At 57.3% G+C, this 18974-nt stretch carries 18 protein-coding genes; 5 read left to right on the forward strand and 13 right to left on the reverse strand.

Annotation, left to right across the window (positions count from 1 at the left end; genetic code table 11):
- Window positions 1-49 precede the first annotated feature (49 nt).
- The gene (locus tag SPG90_RS20490; protein WP_023309692.1) at window positions 50-646 is read right to left on the reverse strand and encodes a DUF1454 family protein; all 597 of its coding nucleotides are present in this window, start codon (window positions 644-646) and stop codon (window positions 50-52) included.
- Between the two features lie 112 nt (window positions 647-758).
- On the opposite strand from SPG90_RS20490, the gene SPG90_RS20495 reads away from it, so the two are divergent.
- Window positions 759-1178: a DUF805 domain-containing protein gene (locus SPG90_RS20495; protein WP_023293600.1), complete on the forward strand. Its 420-nt coding sequence runs from the start codon at window positions 759-761 to the stop codon at window positions 1176-1178.
- Here SPG90_RS20495 and fpr read toward each other — a convergent pair whose 3' ends face one another.
- The 4 genes from fpr to SPG90_RS20515 form a co-directional block, all read right to left on the reverse strand.
- Window positions 1179-1925 carry a ferredoxin--NADP(+) reductase gene (gene fpr, locus SPG90_RS20500; protein WP_126304446.1) on the reverse strand — a complete coding sequence of 249 codons (747 nt, stop codon included), beginning with the start codon at window positions 1923-1925 and terminating at the stop codon, window positions 1179-1181.
- A 96-nt stretch (window positions 1926-2021) separates the two neighbouring features.
- A complete protein-coding gene (glpX, locus tag SPG90_RS20505) occupies window positions 2022-3032 on the reverse strand; it encodes a class II fructose-bisphosphatase (protein WP_126304444.1) in 1011 nt (336 codons plus the stop codon).
- Between the two features lie 112 nt (window positions 3033-3144).
- Complete coding sequence (gene glpK / locus SPG90_RS20510) at window positions 3145-4653, reverse strand: glycerol kinase GlpK (protein WP_023309688.1); 1509 nt, start codon at window positions 4651-4653, stop codon at window positions 3145-3147.
- A 21-nt stretch (window positions 4654-4674) separates the two neighbouring features.
- Window positions 4675-5520: an MIP/aquaporin family protein gene (locus SPG90_RS20515; protein ID WP_047174104.1), complete on the reverse strand. Its 846-nt coding sequence runs from the start codon at window positions 5518-5520 to the stop codon at window positions 4675-4677.
- Window positions 5521-5919: 399 nt separating this feature from the next.
- Between SPG90_RS20515 and zapB the strand changes: the two genes are divergently transcribed.
- A complete protein-coding gene (gene zapB, locus SPG90_RS20520; protein WP_010436935.1) occupies window positions 5920-6159 on the forward strand; it encodes a septal ring assembly protein ZapB in 240 nt (79 codons plus the stop codon).
- 83 nt (window positions 6160-6242) lie between these two features.
- On the opposite strand, the gene rraA is transcribed toward zapB, so the two are convergent.
- The 7 genes from rraA to priA all read right to left on the reverse strand — a co-directional run bounded on the left by rraA (window position 6243) and on the right by priA (window position 14208).
- Window positions 6243-6728, reverse strand: coding sequence for a ribonuclease E activity regulator RraA (gene rraA, locus SPG90_RS20525; RefSeq protein ID WP_045404243.1), 486 nt, complete (start codon window positions 6726-6728; stop codon window positions 6243-6245).
- Window positions 6729-6820: 92 nt separating this feature from the next.
- Window positions 6821-7741 carry a 1,4-dihydroxy-2-naphthoate polyprenyltransferase gene (gene menA / locus SPG90_RS20530; protein ID WP_033146936.1) on the reverse strand — a complete coding sequence of 307 codons (921 nt, stop codon included), beginning with the start codon at window positions 7739-7741 and terminating at the stop codon, window positions 6821-6823.
- 68 nt (window positions 7742-7809) lie between these two features.
- The gene (hslU, locus tag SPG90_RS20535) at window positions 7810-9144 is read right to left on the reverse strand and encodes an HslU--HslV peptidase ATPase subunit (RefSeq protein ID WP_126304441.1); all 1335 of its coding nucleotides are present in this window, start codon (window positions 9142-9144) and stop codon (window positions 7810-7812) included.
- A 9-nt stretch (window positions 9145-9153) separates the two neighbouring features.
- On the reverse strand, window positions 9154-9684 hold the full coding sequence (hslV, locus tag SPG90_RS20540; protein WP_008501802.1) for an ATP-dependent protease subunit HslV: 531 nt from the start codon (window positions 9682-9684) through the stop codon (window positions 9154-9156).
- Between the two features lie 94 nt (window positions 9685-9778).
- A complete protein-coding gene (ftsN, locus tag SPG90_RS20545) occupies window positions 9779-10774 on the reverse strand; it encodes a cell division protein FtsN (RefSeq protein WP_039264217.1) in 996 nt (331 codons plus the stop codon).
- A gap of 93 nt (window positions 10775-10867) precedes the next feature.
- Window positions 10868-11893 carry a DNA-binding transcriptional regulator CytR gene (cytR, locus tag SPG90_RS20550; RefSeq protein WP_023309683.1) on the reverse strand — a complete coding sequence of 342 codons (1026 nt, stop codon included), beginning with the start codon at window positions 11891-11893 and terminating at the stop codon, window positions 10868-10870.
- A 119-nt stretch (window positions 11894-12012) separates the two neighbouring features.
- Entirely contained in the window at window positions 12013-14208 is a 2196-nt protein-coding gene (priA, locus tag SPG90_RS20555; protein WP_126304439.1) for a primosomal protein N', read from the reverse strand.
- A 200-nt stretch (window positions 14209-14408) separates the two neighbouring features.
- On the opposite strand from priA, the gene rpmE reads away from it, so the two are divergent.
- Window positions 14409-14621, forward strand: a complete 213-nt coding sequence (gene rpmE, locus SPG90_RS20560; protein WP_003862040.1) for a 50S ribosomal protein L31 — start codon at window positions 14409-14411, stop codon at window positions 14619-14621.
- A gap of 48 nt (window positions 14622-14669) precedes the next feature.
- On the opposite strand, the gene metJ is transcribed toward rpmE, so the two are convergent.
- Window positions 14670-14987 carry a met regulon transcriptional regulator MetJ gene (metJ, locus tag SPG90_RS20565; RefSeq protein WP_007369220.1) on the reverse strand — a complete coding sequence of 106 codons (318 nt, stop codon included), beginning with the start codon at window positions 14985-14987 and terminating at the stop codon, window positions 14670-14672.
- A 276-nt stretch (window positions 14988-15263) separates the two neighbouring features.
- On the opposite strand from metJ, the gene metB reads away from it, so the two are divergent.
- Window positions 15264-16424 carry a cystathionine gamma-synthase gene (metB, locus tag SPG90_RS20570; protein ID WP_126304437.1) on the forward strand — a complete coding sequence of 387 codons (1161 nt, stop codon included), beginning with the start codon at window positions 15264-15266 and terminating at the stop codon, window positions 16422-16424.
- A gap of 2 nt (window positions 16425-16426) precedes the next feature.
- Complete coding sequence (locus SPG90_RS20575) at window positions 16427-18931, forward strand: bifunctional aspartate kinase/homoserine dehydrogenase II (RefSeq protein ID WP_322408294.1); 2505 nt, start codon at window positions 16427-16429, stop codon at window positions 18929-18931.
- The last annotated feature ends 43 nt before the right edge of the window (window positions 18932-18974 follow it).

Raw genomic sequence — 18974 nt, forward strand, 5'->3', positions numbered from 1 at the left:
CTGTGAATCAGTATAGAGATTTTCCCTCGAAAGGCTTTGCTTTTTGTCATTAATTCGCCCCGCCGAGGGTGTCAGATAGTGCCAGCTTAATCGGTTCAACAGCGAAGGTCAGTCCTTTTTCGCCGTTGTCCGCCACAACATAGCGGATCGCGCCTTCGGTATCAGCGTAGTAACGCTTGTTTTTCCCGGCGGTAAGGAGTTTTTGCAGCTTTTGCTGACTTTGTTTTTTCGTCAGCGCAGGGGTAAAGGCCTGCAGTACCGCGCTCATGTACTCCAGCGCTTTCGCCTTAGCGGCTTTCTGCTCTGGCCCCTGTATCGGCAGCCAGGTGATTTGCATGCTTTTGATTTTTAACGTACCGCGCTCCAGCGCCGTGGAAGCATACAAATTCTCGTTAATCTTGCTTGCCGCACGAGTCAGTGTAGGGGTATCGCGGGAGCCATCAATGGCACGAAACTCATCCAGCGGCAGCGTGGGATTGGTCTGATTGAAGGTTTCACGAAACTGGCTGATGGACTGATCGAACGACGGTGCGCCCGCCAGCAGATACGGTGCTGTGGTCGGGGCAGTGGTTTCGGCGGCGTGCAGGGGATAACCCGCGCTGAGCAGCGCTAAACACAGGAAAAGAGAACGTGCCGAACTTTTCATCAACATTGCCCTTGGCCGTAAGTGCTCATGATTAAAACGATATCTGGTCGGCTTGTCAAAAGGTCACAACTCCAGGGTAAAATGCGCGCTATACGATAATAAGGAACCTTACATGACCATACAGCAGTGGTTGTTTTCATTCAAAGGGCGTATTGGACGCCGTGATTTCTGGATCTGGATGGTGACGTGGGTTGTCGCCATGCTGCTTCTGTTTTTCGTTGCTTACAACGCCTGGCTGAGCACGCAAACGGCGGCCTTCGCGCTGGTCTGTCTGCTATGGCCAACGGCGGCGGTTGTCGTAAAACGGCTGCACGATCGCGGACGTTCCGGCGCGTGGGCTTTTCTGATTATTCTGGCGTGGATGCTGGTGGCGGGAAACTGGGCGATGCTGCCGTCCATCCTGCCGTGGGTCGTAGGCAGGCTGCTGCCGTCGGTCATCTTCGTGATGATGATTGTCGATCTGGGCGCGTTTATCGGCACCCAGAGCGAAAACAAATACGGTAAAGACACCGTTGAGGTGAAATACCGCTGATCACCAGTAGTGTTCGGCGGTCATATGGCCCGGTCGGCGGCGAAGATGTTTCGTCATCTGCCGGGTATCCTTCAGAAGCTGCTGCGTGTCACGTACCATCTGCGGGTTGCCGCACAGCATGACGTGGCTGGTTTCAGCGTTCAGCGGCAAACCCACCGCGTCTTCCAGGGCTCCACTCTCAATTAACGCCGGCACGCGGCCGGTAAGCGCTCCTGCTACGGTTTCGCGGCTGACCACCGTCTGAATCTTTAACTTCCCGCCGTACTGCTGTTCAAGCGCCTGCATCTGCGGCAAATAGCTCAGGTCTGTGGCGTAGCGCGCAGCGTGCACCAGCACGATGTTTTTAAAGCGCTCCAAATCTTTGCCGTACTGCAAAATAGAGAGATAAGGGCCGATGGCCGTACCGGTTGCCAGCATCCAGAGCGTGTCGCAGTCGGGGATCTCTTCGAGCACAAAGAAGCCTGCCGCTTCACTCACAATTTGCACGTCGTCGCCGGGCTTAAGGGCGGCAAGGCGCGGGCTGAGCTTACCGTCAGGAACGGTGACCAGATAGAACTCGAGATCCGGGTTATCAGGCGCGTTAACGTAAGAATAGGCGCGCTGCACGCGCTCGCCGTCGACGTCCAGCCCCAGCTTCGCAAATTGCCCGGCCTTAAACGGGTGAACGGGAGCATGTACGGTGAGACTAAATAGCGCATCGGTCCAGAACTGTACCTTTGTGACTTTACCTGTTACCCAGTCCGCCATGATCTTCTCCTGTGCTGTTTCTCTGTTCTATCTTCCGTACTTGTGGTGATAATTTCCAGCCCGTCAGGGCCGGAAAGCTCTATCGATCAAACGGTTTTACAGAATGTGCGTCTGCACGTCCGGGTCTTTGCGGTCGAGATAGTGGATTGACTGGATGCGGCGAATGGTGCGTGATTTACCGCGAATCAGCAGGGTTTCAGTGGTGGCCATATTGCCCTTGCGGGTGATGCCGTCCAGCAGATCGCCTTTGGTGATGCCGGTCGCCGAGAAGACAACGTTATCGCTACGCGCCATCTCGTCCAGAGGCAGCACTTTATTGGCCTCGATGCCCATCGCTTCGCAGCGCGCCAGCTCGTTTTCCCCGATACGGCGGTTCTCTTCGCTGTCGCCTTTCACCTCATGACGGGGCAGAAGACGGGCCTGCATATCGCCATCCAGCGCGCGGATCACCGCCGCAGAGACCACACCTTCCGGCGCGCCGCCGATGCCGTACAGCACGTCGACTTCGCTGTCCGGCATGCAGGTCAGGATCGAGGCGGCAACGTCACCGTCAGGGATAGCAAACACGCGCACGCCGAGCTTTTGCATCTGCGCAATAGTGGCGTCGTGGCGCGGTTTCGCCAGAATGGTGATGGTGAGTTCGCTAAGGGGTTTGCCCAGGGCTTTGGCGATGTTTTGCAGGTTCTCTTCCAGCGGCAGGCTAAGGTCGATTGCGCCTTTCGCGCCTGGGCCGACAATCAGCTTTTCCATGTACATGTCCGGCGCGTTCAGGAAGCAGCCCTTATCGCCGACGGCCAGCACCGCTAACGCATTGGCCTGACCCATCGCCGTCATGCGGGTGCCTTCGATCGGGTCGACGGCGATATCCACGGCATCGCCTTTGCCGGTACCGACTTTTTCACCGATGTAGAGCATTGGCGCTTCGTCGATCTCGCCTTCGCCGATCACGATGGTGCCGTCAATGTTGACCTGGTTAAGTACAATGCGCATGGCATGGACGGCAGCGCCGTCTGCGGTATTTTTGTCGCCACGGCCCAGCCATTTATAGCCTGCAAGGGCTGCTGCTTCGGTGACGCGGGAAAACTCGATAGCAAGTTCACGTTTCATGAGGTACTCGTGCAATCAAAAGGAATTGCACGAAGTTTATCACAGAGTGGGGAGGGGAGAGGGGGCCTAAAACACCCTCTCCCCTTTGGGGAGAGGGCCGGGGGGCGGGGGATTACTCTTCGTGCTCTTCCCACGCCAGGGCGCGTTTCACCGCTTTTTTCCAGCCGCTGTAGCGGAAGTTACGCTCGGTGGTTTCGATGCCCGGACGGAATTCGCGTTCGATAACCGCTTTTTCCTGCAGCTCGTCCAGGTTCTGCCAGAAGCCTACCGCCAGACCGGCAAGGTACGCCGCGCCCAGCGCCGTGACTTCACGCACTTCAGGGCGCTCAACGCGGGTGCCCAGAATGTCGGACTGGAACTGCATCAGGAAGTTATTCGCTACCGCACCGCCGTCCACGCGCAGGGCGTGCAGACGAATGCCGGAGTCAGCCTGCATCGCTTCCAGCACGTCGCGCGTCTGGTAGGCGATGGATTCCAGGGTGGCGCGAATAATGTGGTTAGAGTTCACACCGCGCGTCAGGCCGAAAATCGCCCCGCGTGCATACGGGTCCCAGTACGGTGCGCCCAGACCGGTGAACGCAGGCACCACGTACACGCCGTTGGTGTCTTTCACTTTGGTCGCGAAGTACTCGGAGTCGAACGCATCGCTGATCAGCTTCATCTCGTCGCGCAGCCACTGGATAGACGCACCGGCCATGAATACCGCACCTTCCAGCGCATAGTTCACTTCGCCGCGCGGGCCGCAGGCGATGGTGGTCAGCAGGCCGTTTTCTGATTTCACCGCTTTCTCGCCGGTGTTCATCAGCATAAAGCAGCCGGTGCCGTAGGTATTCTTCGCCATCCCTTCCTTGACGCACAGCTGGCCGAACAGCGCCGCCTGCTGGTCACCGGCGATACCGGCGATAGGAATACGGGTGCCACCTTTACCGCCGATGTTGGTCTGGCCGTAAACCTCAGAAGACTTGCGCACTTCAGGCAGCATCGCGCGTGGGATATCCAGCGCGTCCAGCATCTTGTCATCCCACTCCAGGGTGTTGATGTTGAACAGCATGGTACGCGAGGCGTTGGTGTAATCGGTGACGTGGACGCGTCCCTGGGTCATCTTCCAGATAAGCCAGGTGTCAACGGTACCGAACAGCAGCTCGCCGCGTTTAGCACGCTCGCGTGAACCTTCCACGTGGTCGAGGATCCATTTCACTTTGGTGCCGGAGAAGTACGGGTCAACCACCAGGCCGGTGGCGCTGCGCACGTACTCTTCCATACCGTCGCGCTTCAGCTGTTCGCAAATCTCAGAGGTACGGCGGCACTGCCAGACGATGGCGTTGTAAATAGGTTTACCGGTTTCACGTTCCCAGACAATCGTCGTTTCACGCTGGTTAGTGATACCAATCGCGGCAATCTCGTCGGAACTGATATCGGCTTTCGCCAGCACTTCGACCAGCGTGGAGCTTTGTGACGCCCAAATCTCCATCGGGTCGTGTTCTACCCAGCCTGGACGAGGATAAATTTGCTCAAATTCGCGCTGTGAAACGCTGACGATGTTCGCGTCATGATCCATTACGACAGCGCGGGAGCTGGTAGTGCCCTGGTCGAGCGCAACGATATATTTTTTTTCGGTCATGGTATGTGTCCCGTAGTCAGATTACAGCGAAGCTTTTTGTTGTGCGGTAGAAGTCGTTTCCTTCTCATCTTCCACACAGGTGTCGCACGGTAAGTGGCGACCAATTAATTTGCGGTAGCTAAACGCACCCAGCGCAGCCCCGACAACCGGCGCAAACAGCGGTACCAGGAAGTAAGGAATGTCTTTGCCGCCTGTGAAGGCGACGTCGCCCCAGCCTGCGATAAATGCGAAGGCTTTTGGTCCGATATCACGTGCCGGGTTCATCGCGAAGCCGGTCAGCGGGCCCATGGATGCGCCAATCACCGCAATCAGTAAACCAATCAGCAGGGGTGCCAGCGGGCCGCGCGGAATGCCGTTTCCGTCGTCGGTCAGCGCCAGGATAACGCCCATCAGAATAGCGGTAATCACCATTTCAACTGCGAACGCCTGCACAAAATTGATATGCGGGTTAGGGTAGGTTGAGAAGATGCCTGCCAGATCCAGACTTTCGACGCTGCCGCGTACCATATGATGCGTCTGTTCGAAGTCGATGAAAAGATTGTAATAAAGCCCGTAAACTAACGCCGCTGCGCAAAACGCGCCGGCAAACTGAGAAAGAATGAAAGGAACAACTTTGCGTCCGTCGAAGCACGCGAACAGCCACAGTGCGATTGTCACCGCCGGGTTAAGATGTGCACCAGAAACCCCAGCAGTCAGGTAGATGGCCATCGCCACGCCCAGACCCCAGATGATACTGATTTCCCACTGACCAAAACTGGCACCCGCCACTTTCAGTGCAGCGACACAGCCCACTCCGAAGAATATCAACAACCCGGTACCAAGGAACTCGGCAATGCACTGGCCTTTTAAGGTTGATGTCTGACTCATAATCGGAATCCTGAAGAAATTGATGTTTATTGTTAGCATGGCCGCCCGTGACAGCCACGATGCCCTGTAGACATAGTGTTAATTTATCGTTAACGAGCAAAAACGAGAAATATCGAAATCAAAATGTGTGGTCTGTGTCAATAAAATGAGCGTTTTCGCGCCATAAAGCACATTTTTGCATCAGTACAGGAATGTGAGCTGAATCATTTCATTAACGAATCAGTTAACAATTTAGGGGTATATGACGCGAACACACCAGGACCAGACCTAAAAGTGTTGCAAACCGCGATCTGCGCGGTGTGTCGCTGGACACAGAGCGCCGCGCTCCATACAATCGACGGTATATGTCGTGCGCGTTTATGTTAAAGCGTCGCCTTGCAATTCAGGAGAGGTAGCATCATGTCTTTAGAAGTGTTTGAGAAACTGGAATCGAAAGTACAGCAGGCGATTGACACCATCACCCTGCTGCAGATGGAAATTGAAGAGCTGAAAGAAAAGAACAACAGCCTGGCGCAGGAAGTTCAGAACGCTCAGCACGGCCGCGAAGAACTGGAGCGCGAAAACAACCAGCTGCGCGAACAGCAGAACGGCTGGCAGGATCGCCTGCAGGCGCTGCTGGGACGTATGGAAGAAGTCTAATTTCTCTCGGGAAATACAGATGAAATAAGCCGGGTAAGGCGTCGCCGCCACCCGGCTTTTTTATGGTTCTCGCTGACTTTTTACTACTCGATATCCAGCGGATCTTCGGAAAGGATAATGCCGGTATTATCGGCGTAGAGATGATCCCCGGAGAAGAAGGTCACGCCGCCGAAATTGACGCGCACGTCGCTTTCGCCGATTCCATCACCTGCCGCCCCTACCGGTATGGCCGCGATGGCCTGAATCCCGATATCCATGTCTTCCAGATCGTCCACCTGACGCACGGAACCGTACACCACAAGGCCTTCCCACTCATTCTGAACGGCAATGCCGGCCAGTTCAGCATCAATTAATGCACGGCGCACGGAACCGCCGCCGTCGACCACAAGAACGCGGCCGCGGCCATTCTGTTCGAGCAGATCGTACAGCAACCCGTTGTCCTCGAAACATTTCACCGTGACGATTTGACCGCCAAACGACGACCTCCCACCAAAGTTGGAGAACAGCGGTTCAACGACGTTGACATCTTCCTGGTAGATGTCACAAAGCTCGGAGGTATCGTATTTCATAGGTTTAACGCTCAGTTGCTGCGAATGTGTTCAGTATATCGTGCGAAATGCATTGTTGGCAAAATCATCAATTGTTAATTGATATTTGTCAGCTAACGCAGCGTCTGGCTTAAAACAATCCCGATGACGAACAAAAGGTTAGTCAGCAACGCGCCTTTTACCGTACGTTCCAGCATTGGCGGCATGGCGGACGGGCTGAGTTCACGCATCACAAAGCGGGCCTGCTTAATCAGCAGCGGCGCGGCAAGCACAAACAGCCAGCCCCACAGGCTCTGCAAGGAAATCAGGTTAAACAGCGCCAGGCAAACCAGCGCGCCAATGAGCAGACAGGCGTGATAGCGGCGCGCATTGACCGGCCCCAGACGAACCGCCAGGGTGTTTTTGCCGTTCTCGCGATCGCTGTCGATGTCGCGCAGGTTGTTGATGTTGAGCACCGCCGTCGCCAGCAGGCCGCAGGCGGTCGCGGGCAGGAACAGGGCAGGGATCACCGTATGCGCCTGCAGGTACCAGCTTCCCATCACGCTCAGCCAGCCGAAGAACACCAGTACGGAGATATCCCCGAGCCCAATATAACCGTAAGGACGCGTGCCGACGGTGTAGGTGATGGCCGCGATAATGGCCAGTAAGCCCAGCACCAGGAAGCCAATGAAATCGCTGGTGGTCTTAGACGCCACCGTCACCAGCGCCAGGCCGGATACGCAGATCAGCACTACGGTGATAATCAGCGCGCGTTTCATCTGCGCCTGGGTAATCACCCCTTTCTGCATTCCGCGCAGTGGCCCTATGCGGTCCGGCTTGTCGCTGCCTTTTACCGCGTCGCCGTAGTCGTTGGCGAGATTGGAGAGAATTTGCAGCAGGCCGGCGGTAATCAATGCCAGCGCGGCGACCAGGGGATCAAAATAACCCTGCCACCAGGCAAGGGCGGTGCCGACGATAATTGCGGCAAAGGCCAGAGGAAGCGTTTTAGGGCGCAGACTTTCGAGCCACGCCTGAGTACGGCTGATGTCAGTCATAAGTATTTAGCCAATAAAAATGGGGGCATTAGCCCCCATTAAACGTGATGAGAATCCAGTAACCGCGATTATAGGATAAAACGGCTCAGATCTTCATCTGCCACTAACGCATCGAGATGTTTACTCACATATTCTGCGTCAATGGTAACGGTTTGACCGTTAAGGTCGCTCGCGTCGTAAGAGATATCTTCAACCAGGCGTTCCAGCACGGTATGCAGGCGACGCGCACCGATGTTCTCGGTGGTTTCGTTGACCTGCCATGCGGCCTGGGCAATACGCTTGATACCGTCTTCGGTGAACTCGAGGTTCACGCCTTCGGTCGCCATCAGCGCTTTGTACTGTACGGTAGCAGAGGCGTTTGGCTCGGTCAGGATACGTTCGAAATCTTCGGTCGTCAGCGCCTGCAGCTCAACGCGGATAGGCAGACGGCCCTGCAGTTCCGGGATCAGATCCGACGGGCTGGCAACCTGGAACGCCCCTGAAGCGATAAACAGGATGTGGTCCGTTTTCACCATGCCGTGCTTGGTGGAGACGGTGCAGCCTTCAACCAGCGGCAGCAGGTCGCGCTGAACGCCTTCGCGGGACACGTCCGGGCCGGAGCTGTTGCCGCCGCGCTTACAAATTTTGTCGATTTCGTCGATAAACACGATACCGTGCTGCTCAACCGCGTCGATAGCGTCCTGCTTCAGCTCTTCCGGGTTTACCAGCTTCGCCGCTTCTTCTTCAATCAGCAACTTCATCGCGTCTTTAATTTTCAGCTTACGCGCTTTCTGCTTCTGGCCGCCCAGGTTCTGGAACATGGACTGCAGCTGGCTGGTCATCTCTTCCATGCCCGGAGGCGCCATGATTTCCACACCCATTGGCGCGGCAGCGAGATCGATCTCAATCTCTTTGTCGTCCAGCTGGCCTTCACGCAGCTTCTTGCGGAATGCCTGACGCGCAGCGGACGGTTCCGCCTGCTGCTCTGACTGGCCCCAGTTGTTTTTTACAGGTGGGATCAGCACGTCGAGAATGCGCTCCTCGGCCATCTCTTCCGCGCGATAGCGGTTTTTCTCGATCGCCTGGACGCGCACCATCTTGATCGCCGAATCGGTCAGATCGCGGATGATGGAGTCCACTTCTTTACCCACATAGCCCACTTCGGTGAACTTGGTGGCTTCAACTTTGATGAACGGCGCGTTCGCCAGCTTCGCCAGACGACGGGCGATTTCGGTTTTACCGACGCCGGTCGGGCCGATCATCAGGATGTTTTTTGGCGTCACTTCGTGGCGCAGCTCTTCGTCAAGCTGCATCCGACGCCAGCGGTTACGCAGAGCAATAGCCACGGAACGCTTGGCGTTATCCTGGCCGATAATGTGTTTGTTCAGTTCGCTGACAATTTCGCGTGGGGTCATTTCAGACATGGGAGATCCTTACGCTTTGGAGGTCAATTCTTCGATGGTGTGGTTGTGGTTGGTATAAATGCAGATATCGCCTGCAATATCCAACGCCTTCACCGCGATATCACGCGCGTTCATGTCGGTATTCTCCAACAGCGCGCGGGCTGCAGCCTGGGCATAAGGGCCGCCGGAGCCGATGGCAATCAGGTCATTTTCCGGCTGAATGACGTCACCGTTACCGGTGATGATCAGCGAGGCGGTTTCATCGGCCACGGCCAGCAGCGCTTCGAGCTTGCGCAGCATGCGGTCGGTACGCCAGTCTTTCGCCAGCTCAACGGCAGCTTTCACCAGATGACCCTGGTGCATTTCCAGTTTGCGTTCAAACAGTTCAAACAGCGTGAAGGCGTCCGCCGTGCCGCCAGCAAAACCGGCGATCACTTTGTCGTTGTAGAGACGGCGCACTTTCTTCACGTTGCCTTTCATGACGGTATTACCCAGCGTGGCCTGGCCATCACCGGCGATTACCACATGGCCGTTACGGCGTACACTTACTATTGTTGTCACGAGCAGACCCCCTGGTTACAGAATCGGGAAACAGAAGCCCTGAGCCTGTGCTCAGGGCTGAATTAAATGATAGATGGGGGGGATTTTGGGGGTTTCAACCCCCGGAAGCGAGTCGAATGCAGTTTGTGTGGCCGGCGATTTTCAACCGCGAAATGGTGCCATCGGCATTTTCTTTGCCTTTGACCGGCCCAATCACCACGCGATTCCAGCCGTTATTGGTGGTAATACGCGAATCAAACCCTTCAAAGGCCAGCTGCGCGCGCACCGTTTCCGCCTGCTCTGCGCCTTTGAACGAACCGCACTGTACCATCCAGCGGCGCTCGTCTTTTTTCTCTGCCGTCTGCTTCGGCGCTTCGGTCTCTTTGGTCACCGGCGCTGCCTGCTGCGTTTTCGGCTGCTGCGCGGTGGTATGCGCTGGCGTCTGGAGCAGATCCTGATACGGCTGAGCCGCCTGTTTCTGCGGCTGCGTTTTCGGCTGCTGCTGGACAGGCTGAGACTGCGCCGTACGCGTCTGCTGTTGGTATGGCTGTTCCGTTACCCGGGGCTGTGCTTTCGGCTGCTGCACCGGCTGGGTTTGCGCCCACTGCTGCTGTTGTTGCTGCTGGATCTGCTGTTGCGCCTGACGTCGCTGCAGCGTTTGCTGGCGCTGTGCCGGCGTCTGCTCATTCCACGGTACTTCGTTCAGCTGCGTAGGCTGCTGGCGCATATCGGCCTGCATTTGGGCCAGCAGCTGACGCTGTTCATCCGTCAGCTGATTCGCATTCTGCACTTCACCACCCGCAGAAGGTTCGGTTGGCGCACGCACCCCGGGCTGACGGCTTTCCAGCTCTTTGATATAGCGCCAGCGCTCTTCAGGCTTCGGAGGAAGGCCGTTTCCGGCAACTTTACTGGCCTGAAGCGCCTCAGACTCTTCTTTTTTATGGTGCGTGATAAAGTACAGGCCACCAATAAAGGCGACGACTACAGCCGCAGCAATAGCGACCATTGCTGGCGAGACAGCAGGCAGGTTACGTTGCTTTTTCCTTGAGCTACTCTTTTTGCGTCGCGAAGGTGCCGGCTGGCCGCGACGTACATAATCTCGTTGTGCCACTATCGTTTCGCTGTATTTATTCGTTCGTCAGTCCGCCATGTTACTTAAGCGGCGGGGCTTTGACCAGATAAGGGTATCCGAAAGACGTTTACTTTAAGTCAATGCCTGGGTAGTGCCGCGGACAATCAGTTCACAGTCCAGCAACCGCGAGCCGCTGCTAACTGTTTGACCGTGAAGCTGATCCAGCAGAAGCAGCATCGCTTCGCGGCCGATTTGGTAGCGCGGCTGAGCGACCGTTGAGAGCGGCGGATCGCAAAATTCTGAAAGCGAAATATTGTCGAATCCGATGATCGATAAATCTTTCGGTATCCGCAGGCCGCGGCGTTTGGCGTACGATAATGCGCCCAGCGCCATCACGTCGCTGTGACAAAATACGGCGGTTGGCGGTTCAGGCAGGTCCAGAAGTTTCTCCAGCGCTTGTCCACCCGCGGCGAAGGTAAAGTCACCGCGCGCAATGTAGTGCGGATCGACGGTGACGCCGGTACGGCGCAGCGCCTGAACGTAGCCCTGTAAGCGATAGTGACACAGCGGCATCTCTTCCGGCCCGGCAATACAGCCAATGCGCTTGTGCCCCAGTTCCTGGAGATAGTTTACGGCGTTGAACGCGGCGGTGAGGTTATCAATGTGGACCGTCGGCAGCTCCAGCTCCGGCGCAAACTCGTTGGCCATCACCATCGGCGGTAAATTACGCTGCTCTTCAATGCTGGCATCAAACGGCAGGCGAGAGCCAAGCAGCAGCATGCCGTCGATCTGCTTGGTGATAATGAGATCGATGAAGGTTTTTTCCTGCTGGTTCTGATGAGCACAGTCGCCAATCAGCACCAGGTAACCCTGTTCCGCTGCGGTGACTTCAATACCGCGGATAATCTCGCTGAAGAAGGGGTCACAGATGTCCGGCACAATCACCAGAATGGTGCGCGACTCATTGCGTTTGACGTTACGCCCCATCGCCTGTGGGAAATAGCCCACTTCAAGCGCAGCCTGCTCTACCCGGTTACGGGTCGCCTGGGAGACTTTATCCGGGTTCATTAATGCGCGGGACACGGTTGCCGTAGAGACTTGTGCTTTCTGGGCAACGTCTTTCATGGTCGCCGGTGCAACCTCTTTCCTGGACTTCAACGTCTTCTCCTCGCCTGAACACCGAACTTCTGACATCACCATTTTTACAGATAGTTAATGGAATCGGTTACAGAATTTTCATAAAAAGTGTGAGGAGCGTTAAATTTTTCGATCCGTCTTCAGCCTTCGATGGGATCGACGTCCAGTACCCACTTCACTTTTCGCGCTTCCGGCAGCGTGTTGATGAGCGCCAGCGTGCCGCTGACGATGTGCTGAAGACGAATGCGCGAGGGGTGCTGAAGTAAGATTTGCCAGCGAAAACGCCCGCCGCGCTTTGGTGCGAGTGCCGGCACCGGGCCCAGGATCCACAGCTGATTATCCACCAGCGGGCTGGCCTGCAGGAGATTTCTCAGCTGCTGCAGGAAAAGCGGCGCCTGCTGGTTGTTGTGATCTTCCGCGCGGATGATGACGTGGCTGGTCCACGGCGGCAGCTGCATGGTCTGGCGTTCGGCCAGCGCCTGCTCGGCAAAGGCGTCATAGCCTTTATGCAGCAGGGTTTGCAGCAGCGGATGCTCAGGGTGGTGCGTTTGCAGCACCACTTCGCCCTGTTTACCGGCGCGACCGGCACGCCCTGCCACCTGGGTATAAAGCTGGGCGAAGCGCTCGGCTGAGCGGAAATCTGCCGAAAACAGCGCGCCGTCCACGTCCAGCAGGGCGACCAGCGTCACGTCCGGGAAGTGGTGGCCTTTGGCCAGCATCTGGGTGCCAATCAGGATACGTGCGCCGCCGCGATGCACTTCCGCCAGCTGCTGTTCCAGCGCGCCCTTGCGGCTGGTGGTGTCCCGGTCGATACGAGAAATCGGCACGTCCGGGAAGAAGGGGCTAAGCGCCTGTTCCAGCTGTTCCGTCCCCAGACCGACCGGCACGATATGCGTTGAGCCACATGACGGGCACTGGCGCGGCACCGGGCGCTGGCTGTCGCAGTGGTGGCAGCGCAAATGCCGCTGGGCCTGATGGAAGGTGTAGTAGTGGTCGCAGCGCGGACACTCGGCAATCCAGCCGCAGTCGTGGCACAGCAGTGCGGGGGCAAATCCGCGGCGGTTGAGAAACAGAATGACCTGGTTCCCCGCCTGCAAGTGCTGGCGCATGCGGGTAATCAATGCCGGCGCAAGCCCGGCCTGAACCTGCTGGCCTTTCAGATCCAGCACGTGCTGAATGGCCGGACGGGCATTCCCCGCCCGACGCGTCAGGCGCAGCATATGGTATTTACGCTGGCGCACGTTGTGCAGCGTTTCGAGCGCCGGCGTGGCGGAGCCGAGAATAATGGGAATTTGCTCACTGTGCGCGCGATAAACCGCCAGGTCGCGGGCGTGATAGCGCCAGCCTTCCTGCTGTTTATAGGAGCTGTCGTGCTCTTCGTCGATCACGATAACGCCAAGATTTTTAAACGGCGTAAACAGCGACGAGCGGGTGCCGATCACAATCGCCGCTTCGCCGTTTTTCGCTTTCAGCCAGGCGCTGAGGCGTTCGCTGTCGTTCAGGCCGGAGTGCAGCACCTCAACCGGCGCGTTAAAGCGCTCGCGGAATCGGGCGATGGTTTGCGGCGTCAGGCCAATTTCCGGCACCATCACCAGCGCCTGTTTGCCCTGCGCGAGCATGTTTTCCAGCACGCTCAGGTAGACTTCGGTCTTGCCGGAACCGGTGACCCCCGCCAGCAGCCAGGCAGAGAAATGATCGGAGGCGCTATGAATCGCGCCCACGGCGGTGGCCTGCTCGGTATTCAGACGCAGGCGATCCCCTGAAACGGAGAAACTCTCCCGCCAGTCGTAAAGAGCGGGGGCTTCGCTGGCCAGTTCGCTCAGCCCTTTCTTTCTTAAGGCCTGTAGCGCCGTTTCGCTGACCTCAAGCTCGTCGACCTGATGTCGCCAGATTTTTCCCTGACGCAGCGCCGCCAGCGCCTGCTGCTGTTTCTGCGATCGCTTCAGGCTGTTGATATCCACCGCCTGGCCCTGCTCGGTGGCAAACCAGTACCACATCGGCGCATGGCTGGCGCTCTTGCCCTGACGCAGCATAATTGGCAGGGCGTGGAACAGCACGTCGCCAATCGGGTGATGATAATAATCCGCCGCCCACAGCAGCAGTCGCCAGGTGCTGGTAGAGTAAACCGGCTCGCTGTCCAGCACCTCAACGACCGACTTCAGCTCGTTAAGCGGCAATTCGCTTTTATCGCTGACGGAGACGACGATCCCCACGCGCTGCTGTTTGCCAAACGGCACGGTCACGCGGCAGCCCGCTTTGGCGCTCATGCTGTCGGGCAGCAGGTAGTCAAAGGTGCGGGGAAGCGGAACGGGCAGGGCAACGTGAGCGACGGGCATCGAATCTTCCTGACTTGAAAAGTGGCGCGTTAGTATACACATTAGTAAAAGCGGCGTGCGGATCAGTTTGCATACGTTGGTCAAATTCTGTATGATTCGCCGCCTTTGGTGTACTTTACGCCAAAGAACTTACAATCAACATCGCGTGGTGTCTGGCGTTAGGGCTGGAAGAGCGACGCGGCCTTAACTGAGGTTCTCCCATGAAAAAAGATATTCACCCGAAATACGAAATGATTACTGCAAACTGTTCTTGCGGTAACTCTATCCAGATCCGCTCTACCGTGGGTCACGATCTGAACCTGGACGTGTGCGGCAAATGCCACCCGTTCTACACTGGTAAGCAGCGTGACGTTGCAACCGGTGGTCGTGTTGACCGCTTCAACAAGCGTTTCAGCATCCCGGGCGCTAAATAAGTTTCCCGAAAAAAAGGCACCGCAAGGTGCCTTTTTTGTATCCGCTTCTCAGTATTCCCACGTATCCGGGTCAATACCCAGTTCACGCATGATCACCTTCGCCTCTTCCGGGATTTCATCACTGCGCTCTTTGCGCAGATCTTCATCGTTCGGCAACGGTTGACCGGTAAACGCATGCAGAAACGCTTCGCACAGCAGTTCGCTGTTGGTCGCGTGGCGCAGGTTGTTCACCTGACGACGCGTACGTTCATCGGTGAGGATCTTCAACACCTTCAGAGGAATGGAAACCGTAATTTTCTTTACTTGCTCACTCTTCTTACCGTGCTCAGCGTATGGGCTGATATATTCGCCGCTCCATTCAGCCATGAGATACCTTTAATCCTCTCAGTCATTTATTTAAAGGTGCAAAACCTGTAACCACCCGTTTTGAACCGCAATCTTGTCTAGTTTACCGTAGAGACGATACCGTGGCACGGATATTGCCGCTGCAGCGTGCACTAAAGCATATAATTTTAACGGCTATTTGCGCATTGCTCAATCTATACGCAAAGAAGTTTAGATGTCCAGATGTATTGACGTCCATACTTTCAATGTTTACTCTGGTGCCTGACTTTTCACCTCATTCGCCAGGAAGCCCTCACCATGACGCGTAAACAGGCCACTATTGCAGTGCGTAGCGGATTAAATGATGACGAGCAGTACGGCTGCGTTGTCCCGCCGATTCATCTTTCCAGTACCTATAACTTCACCGGATTTAATGAACCCCGCGCGCATGATTATTCGCGTCGTGGCAACCCTACGCGTGACGTGACCCAGCGCGCGCTGGCCGAGCTGGAAGGTGGCGCAGGTGCAGTATTAACCAATACGGGGATGTCCGCCATTCATCTGGTGACCACGGTGTTCCTGAAACCGGGCGATCTGCTGGTTGCGCCGCACGACTGCTACGGCGGCAGCTATCGCCTGTTTGACAGCCTGGCGAAACGCGGCTGCTATCGCGTGCTGTTTGTCGATCAAAACGACGAACAAGCGCTGAAACAGGCCCTGGCAGAGAGACCGAAGCTGGTTCTGGTGGAAAGTCCAAGCAATCCATTGTTGCGCGTTGTCGATATTGCGAAAATTTGTCAGCTCGCAAGGGATGCGGGAGCGATAAGTGTAGTGGATAATACGTTCCTCAGTCCGGCCCTTCAGAACCCGCTCGCACTGGGTGCCGATCTGGTATTGCATTCATGCACTAAATATCTGAACGGCCATTCTGATGTGGTGGCGGGCGTGGTGATTGCTAAAGATCCCGACGTTGTCACCGAACTGGCATGGTGGGCCAATAATATTGGCGTCACCGCGGGGGCCTTCGACAGCTATCTGCTGTTGCGCGGCATCCGCACGCTGTCGCCGCGCATGGACGTGGCGCAGCGCAATGCCCAGGCGATTGTCGATTTCCTGAAAACCCAGCCGCTGGTGAAGAAGCTCTATCACCCGTCGCTGCCGGAAAATCAGGGGCACGAGATTGCCGCGCGTCAGCAGAAAGGGTTTGGCGCGATGTTAAGTTTTGAACTGGACGGTGACGAGCAAACGCTGCGTCGCTTCCTGAGCGGGTTGTCATTGTTTACGCTGGCGGAATCCTTAGGTGGGGTTGAAAGCTTGATCTCCCACGCCGCGACCATGACGCACGCAGGTATGGCACCGGAAGCTCGTGCCGCCGCCGGAATTTCCGAGACGCTGCTGCGTATCTCAACCGGCATTGAAGATTCTGAAGATTTAATTGCCGATCTGGAAAATGGCTTCCGGGTCGCAGCCAAGGGGTAATCATGAGTGTGATAGCGCAGGCAGGGGCGAAGGGTCGTCAGCTGCACAAGTTTGGTGGTAGTAGTCTTGCTGATGTGAAATGTTACCTGCGCGTTGCAGGCATCATGACGGAATATTCACAGCCGGGTGACATGATGGTTGTCTCGGCGGCGGGCAGCACCACCAACCAGTTGATTAGCTGGCTGAAACTGAGCCAGACCGATCGCCTTTCTGCGCATCAGGTGCAACAGTCCTTACGCCGCTACCAGAGCGAGCTGATTGCCGGCCTGCTGCCTGCGGACGTGGCGGACGGGCTGATCGGCGCCTTCACGCATGACCTTGAGCGTCTGGCTGCCCTGCTGGACAGCGGGATTACCGACGCGGTGTATGCCGAAGTGGTGGGCCACGGTGAAGTGTGGTCCGCGCGCCTGATGGCCGCCGTGCTGCAGCACCTGGGCGTGGAAGCGGCCTGGCTCGACGCGCGTGATTTTCTGCGCGCCGAACGCGCCGCGCAGCCACAGGTGGATGAAGGGTTGTCCTACCCGCTGCTGCAACAGCTGCTGGTGCAGCACCCGGGCAAACGTATTGTCGTCACCGGCTTTATCAGCCGCAGCAACGCGGGCGAAACCGTGCTGCTGGGCCGTAACGGCTCCGACTACTCGGCAACGCAGATTGGCGCGCTGGCGGGCGTCTCCCGCGTCACCATCTGGAGCGACGTGGCCGGTGTGTACAGCGCGGATCCGCGCAAAGTAAAAGATGCCTGCCTGCTGCCGCTGCTGCGTCTCGACGAAGCCAGCGAGCTGGCGCGTCTGGCCGCGCCAGTGCTGCACGCGCGCACGCTGCAGCCGGTTTCCGGCAGCGATATCGACCTCCAGCTGCGCTGCAGTTACNCAGTGCTGCACGCGCGCACGCTGCAGCCGGTTTCCGGCAGCGATATCGACCTCCAGCTGCGCTGCAGTTACACTCCGGATCAAGGCTCCACGCGCATTGAGCGCGTGCTGGCGTCCGGTACCGGGGCGCGTATTGTCACCAGCCACGACGACATCTGCCTGATTGAGTTCCAGGTGCCTGCAGGCCAGGACTTCAAGCTGGCGCATAAAGATATCGACACGATCCTTAAACGCGCCCAGGTGCGTCCGTTGGCCGTTGGCGTGCATAACGATCGTCAACTGCTGCAGTTCTGCTACACCGCTGAAGTGGCGGACAGCGCGCTGAAAATTCTGGATGAAGCTGGCCTGCCGGGCGAGCTTCGCCTGCGTCAGGGGCTGGCGCTGGTGGCGATGGTGGGCGCGGGCGTCACCCGTAACCCGCTGCACTGCCACCGCTTCTGGCAGCAGCTGAAAGGCCAGCCGGTGGAGTTCACCTGGCAGTCGGAGGAGGGCATCAGCCTGGTCGCCGTTCTGCGTAAAGGGCCAACCGAGAGCCTGATCCAGGGCCTGCACACCTCTCTGTTCCGCGCGGAAAAGCGCATCGGTCTGGTGCTGTTCGGGAAAGGCAACATCGGTTCCCGCTGGCTGGAGCTGTTTGCCCGCGAACAGGTGACGCTCTCGGCGCGTACCGGATTCGAATTCGTTCTTGCGGGCGTGGTGGACAGCCGCCGCAGCCTGCTGAACTACGAAGGGCTGGACGCCAGCCGCGCGCTTGCCTTCTTTAATGATGAAGCCGTAGAGCAGGATGAAGAGTCGCTGTTCCTGTGGATGCGCGCGCACCCGTATGACGATCTGGTGGTGCTGGACGTTACCGCCAGCGAACAGCTTGCGGATCAGTATCTGGATTTCGCCAGCCACGGTTTCCACGTTATTAGTGCGAACAAGCTGGCGGGGGCGAGCAGTACCGATAAATACCGCCAGATCCACGATGCGTTTGAAAAAACGGGGCGCCACTGGCTTTATAACGCCACCGTTGGGGCTGGCCTGCCGGTTAACCACACCGTGCGTGACCTGATTGAAAGCGGCGACAGCATTCTGGCGCTGAGCGGTATCTTCTCCGGCACGCTCTCCTGGCTGTTCCTGCAGTTTGACGGCACCGTACCCTTCACCGACCTGGTGGATCAGGCGTGGCAGCAGGGCTTAACCGAGCCCGATCCGCGCGTTGACCTTTCCGGTAAAGACGTGATGCGTAAGCTGGTGATCCTGGCGCGTGAGGCCGGTTACGATATCGAACCGGATGCCGTACGCGTCGAATCGCTGGTGCCTGCCGGCTGTGAAGAAGGTTCTGTGGATCATTTCTTTGAAAATGGTGAAGAGCTTAACGAGCAGATGGTACAGCGTCTGGAGGCGGCGAACGAGATGGGGCTGGTGCTGCGCTACGTGGCGCGTTTCGAGGCCAACGGAAAAGCGCGAGTCGGCGTCGAGGCGGTGCGTCCTGAACATCCGCTGGCGGCGCTGCTGCCGTGCGATAACGTCTTCGCCATCGAAAGCCGCTGGTATCGCGATAACCCGCTGGTGATCCGTGGTCCGGGCGCGGGGCGCGATGTCACCGCTGGAGCCATTCAGTCCGACATCAACCGTCTGGCTAAGCTGCTGTAACTCCTCACCCTGGCCCTCTCCCCGGACCGTACAGTGGGAGAGG

The organism is Enterobacter sp. D2, assembly GCF_034427575.1.
Classification (GTDB): domain Bacteria; phylum Pseudomonadota; class Gammaproteobacteria; order Enterobacterales; family Enterobacteriaceae; genus Enterobacter; species Enterobacter cloacae_M.

Coding starts and splice junctions, on each gene's coding strand:
- fpr (WP_126304446.1), bottom strand. CDS start 1,925: ATGGCGGACTGGGTAACAGGTAAAGTCACAAAGGTACAGTTCTGGACC.
- SPG90_RS20515 (WP_047174104.1), bottom strand. CDS start 5,520: ATGAGTCAGACATCAACCTTAAAAGGCCAGTGCATTGCCGAGTTCCTT.
- rraA (WP_045404243.1), bottom strand. CDS start 6,728: ATGAAATACGATACCTCCGAGCTTTGTGACATCTACCAGGAAGATGTC.
- zapB (WP_010436935.1), top strand. CDS start 5,920: ATGTCTTTAGAAGTGTTTGAGAAACTGGAATCGAAAGTACAGCAGGCG.
- SPG90_RS20490 (WP_023309692.1), bottom strand. CDS start 646: ATGAAAAGTTCGGCACGTTCTCTTTTCCTGTGTTTAGCGCTGCTCAGC.
- hslU (WP_126304441.1), bottom strand. CDS start 9,144: ATGTCTGAAATGACCCCACGCGAAATTGTCAGCGAACTGAACAAACAC.
- rpmE (WP_003862040.1), top strand. CDS start 14,409: ATGAAAAAAGATATTCACCCGAAATACGAAATGATTACTGCAAACTGT.
- menA (WP_033146936.1), bottom strand. CDS start 7,741: ATGACTGACATCAGCCGTACTCAGGCGTGGCTCGAAAGTCTGCGCCCT.
- metB (WP_126304437.1), top strand. CDS start 15,264: ATGACGCGTAAACAGGCCACTATTGCAGTGCGTAGCGGATTAAATGAT.
- SPG90_RS20495 (WP_023293600.1), top strand. CDS start 759: ATGACCATACAGCAGTGGTTGTTTTCATTCAAAGGGCGTATTGGACGC.
- metJ (WP_007369220.1), bottom strand. CDS start 14,987: ATGGCTGAATGGAGCGGCGAATATATCAGCCCATACGCTGAGCACGGT.
- priA (WP_126304439.1), bottom strand. CDS start 14,208: ATGCCCGTCGCTCACGTTGCCCTGCCCGTTCCGCTTCCCCGCACCTTT.
- glpK (WP_023309688.1), bottom strand. CDS start 4,653: ATGACCGAAAAAAAATATATCGTTGCGCTCGACCAGGGCACTACCAGC.
- glpX (WP_126304444.1), bottom strand. CDS start 3,032: ATGAAACGTGAACTTGCTATCGAGTTTTCCCGCGTCACCGAAGCAGCA.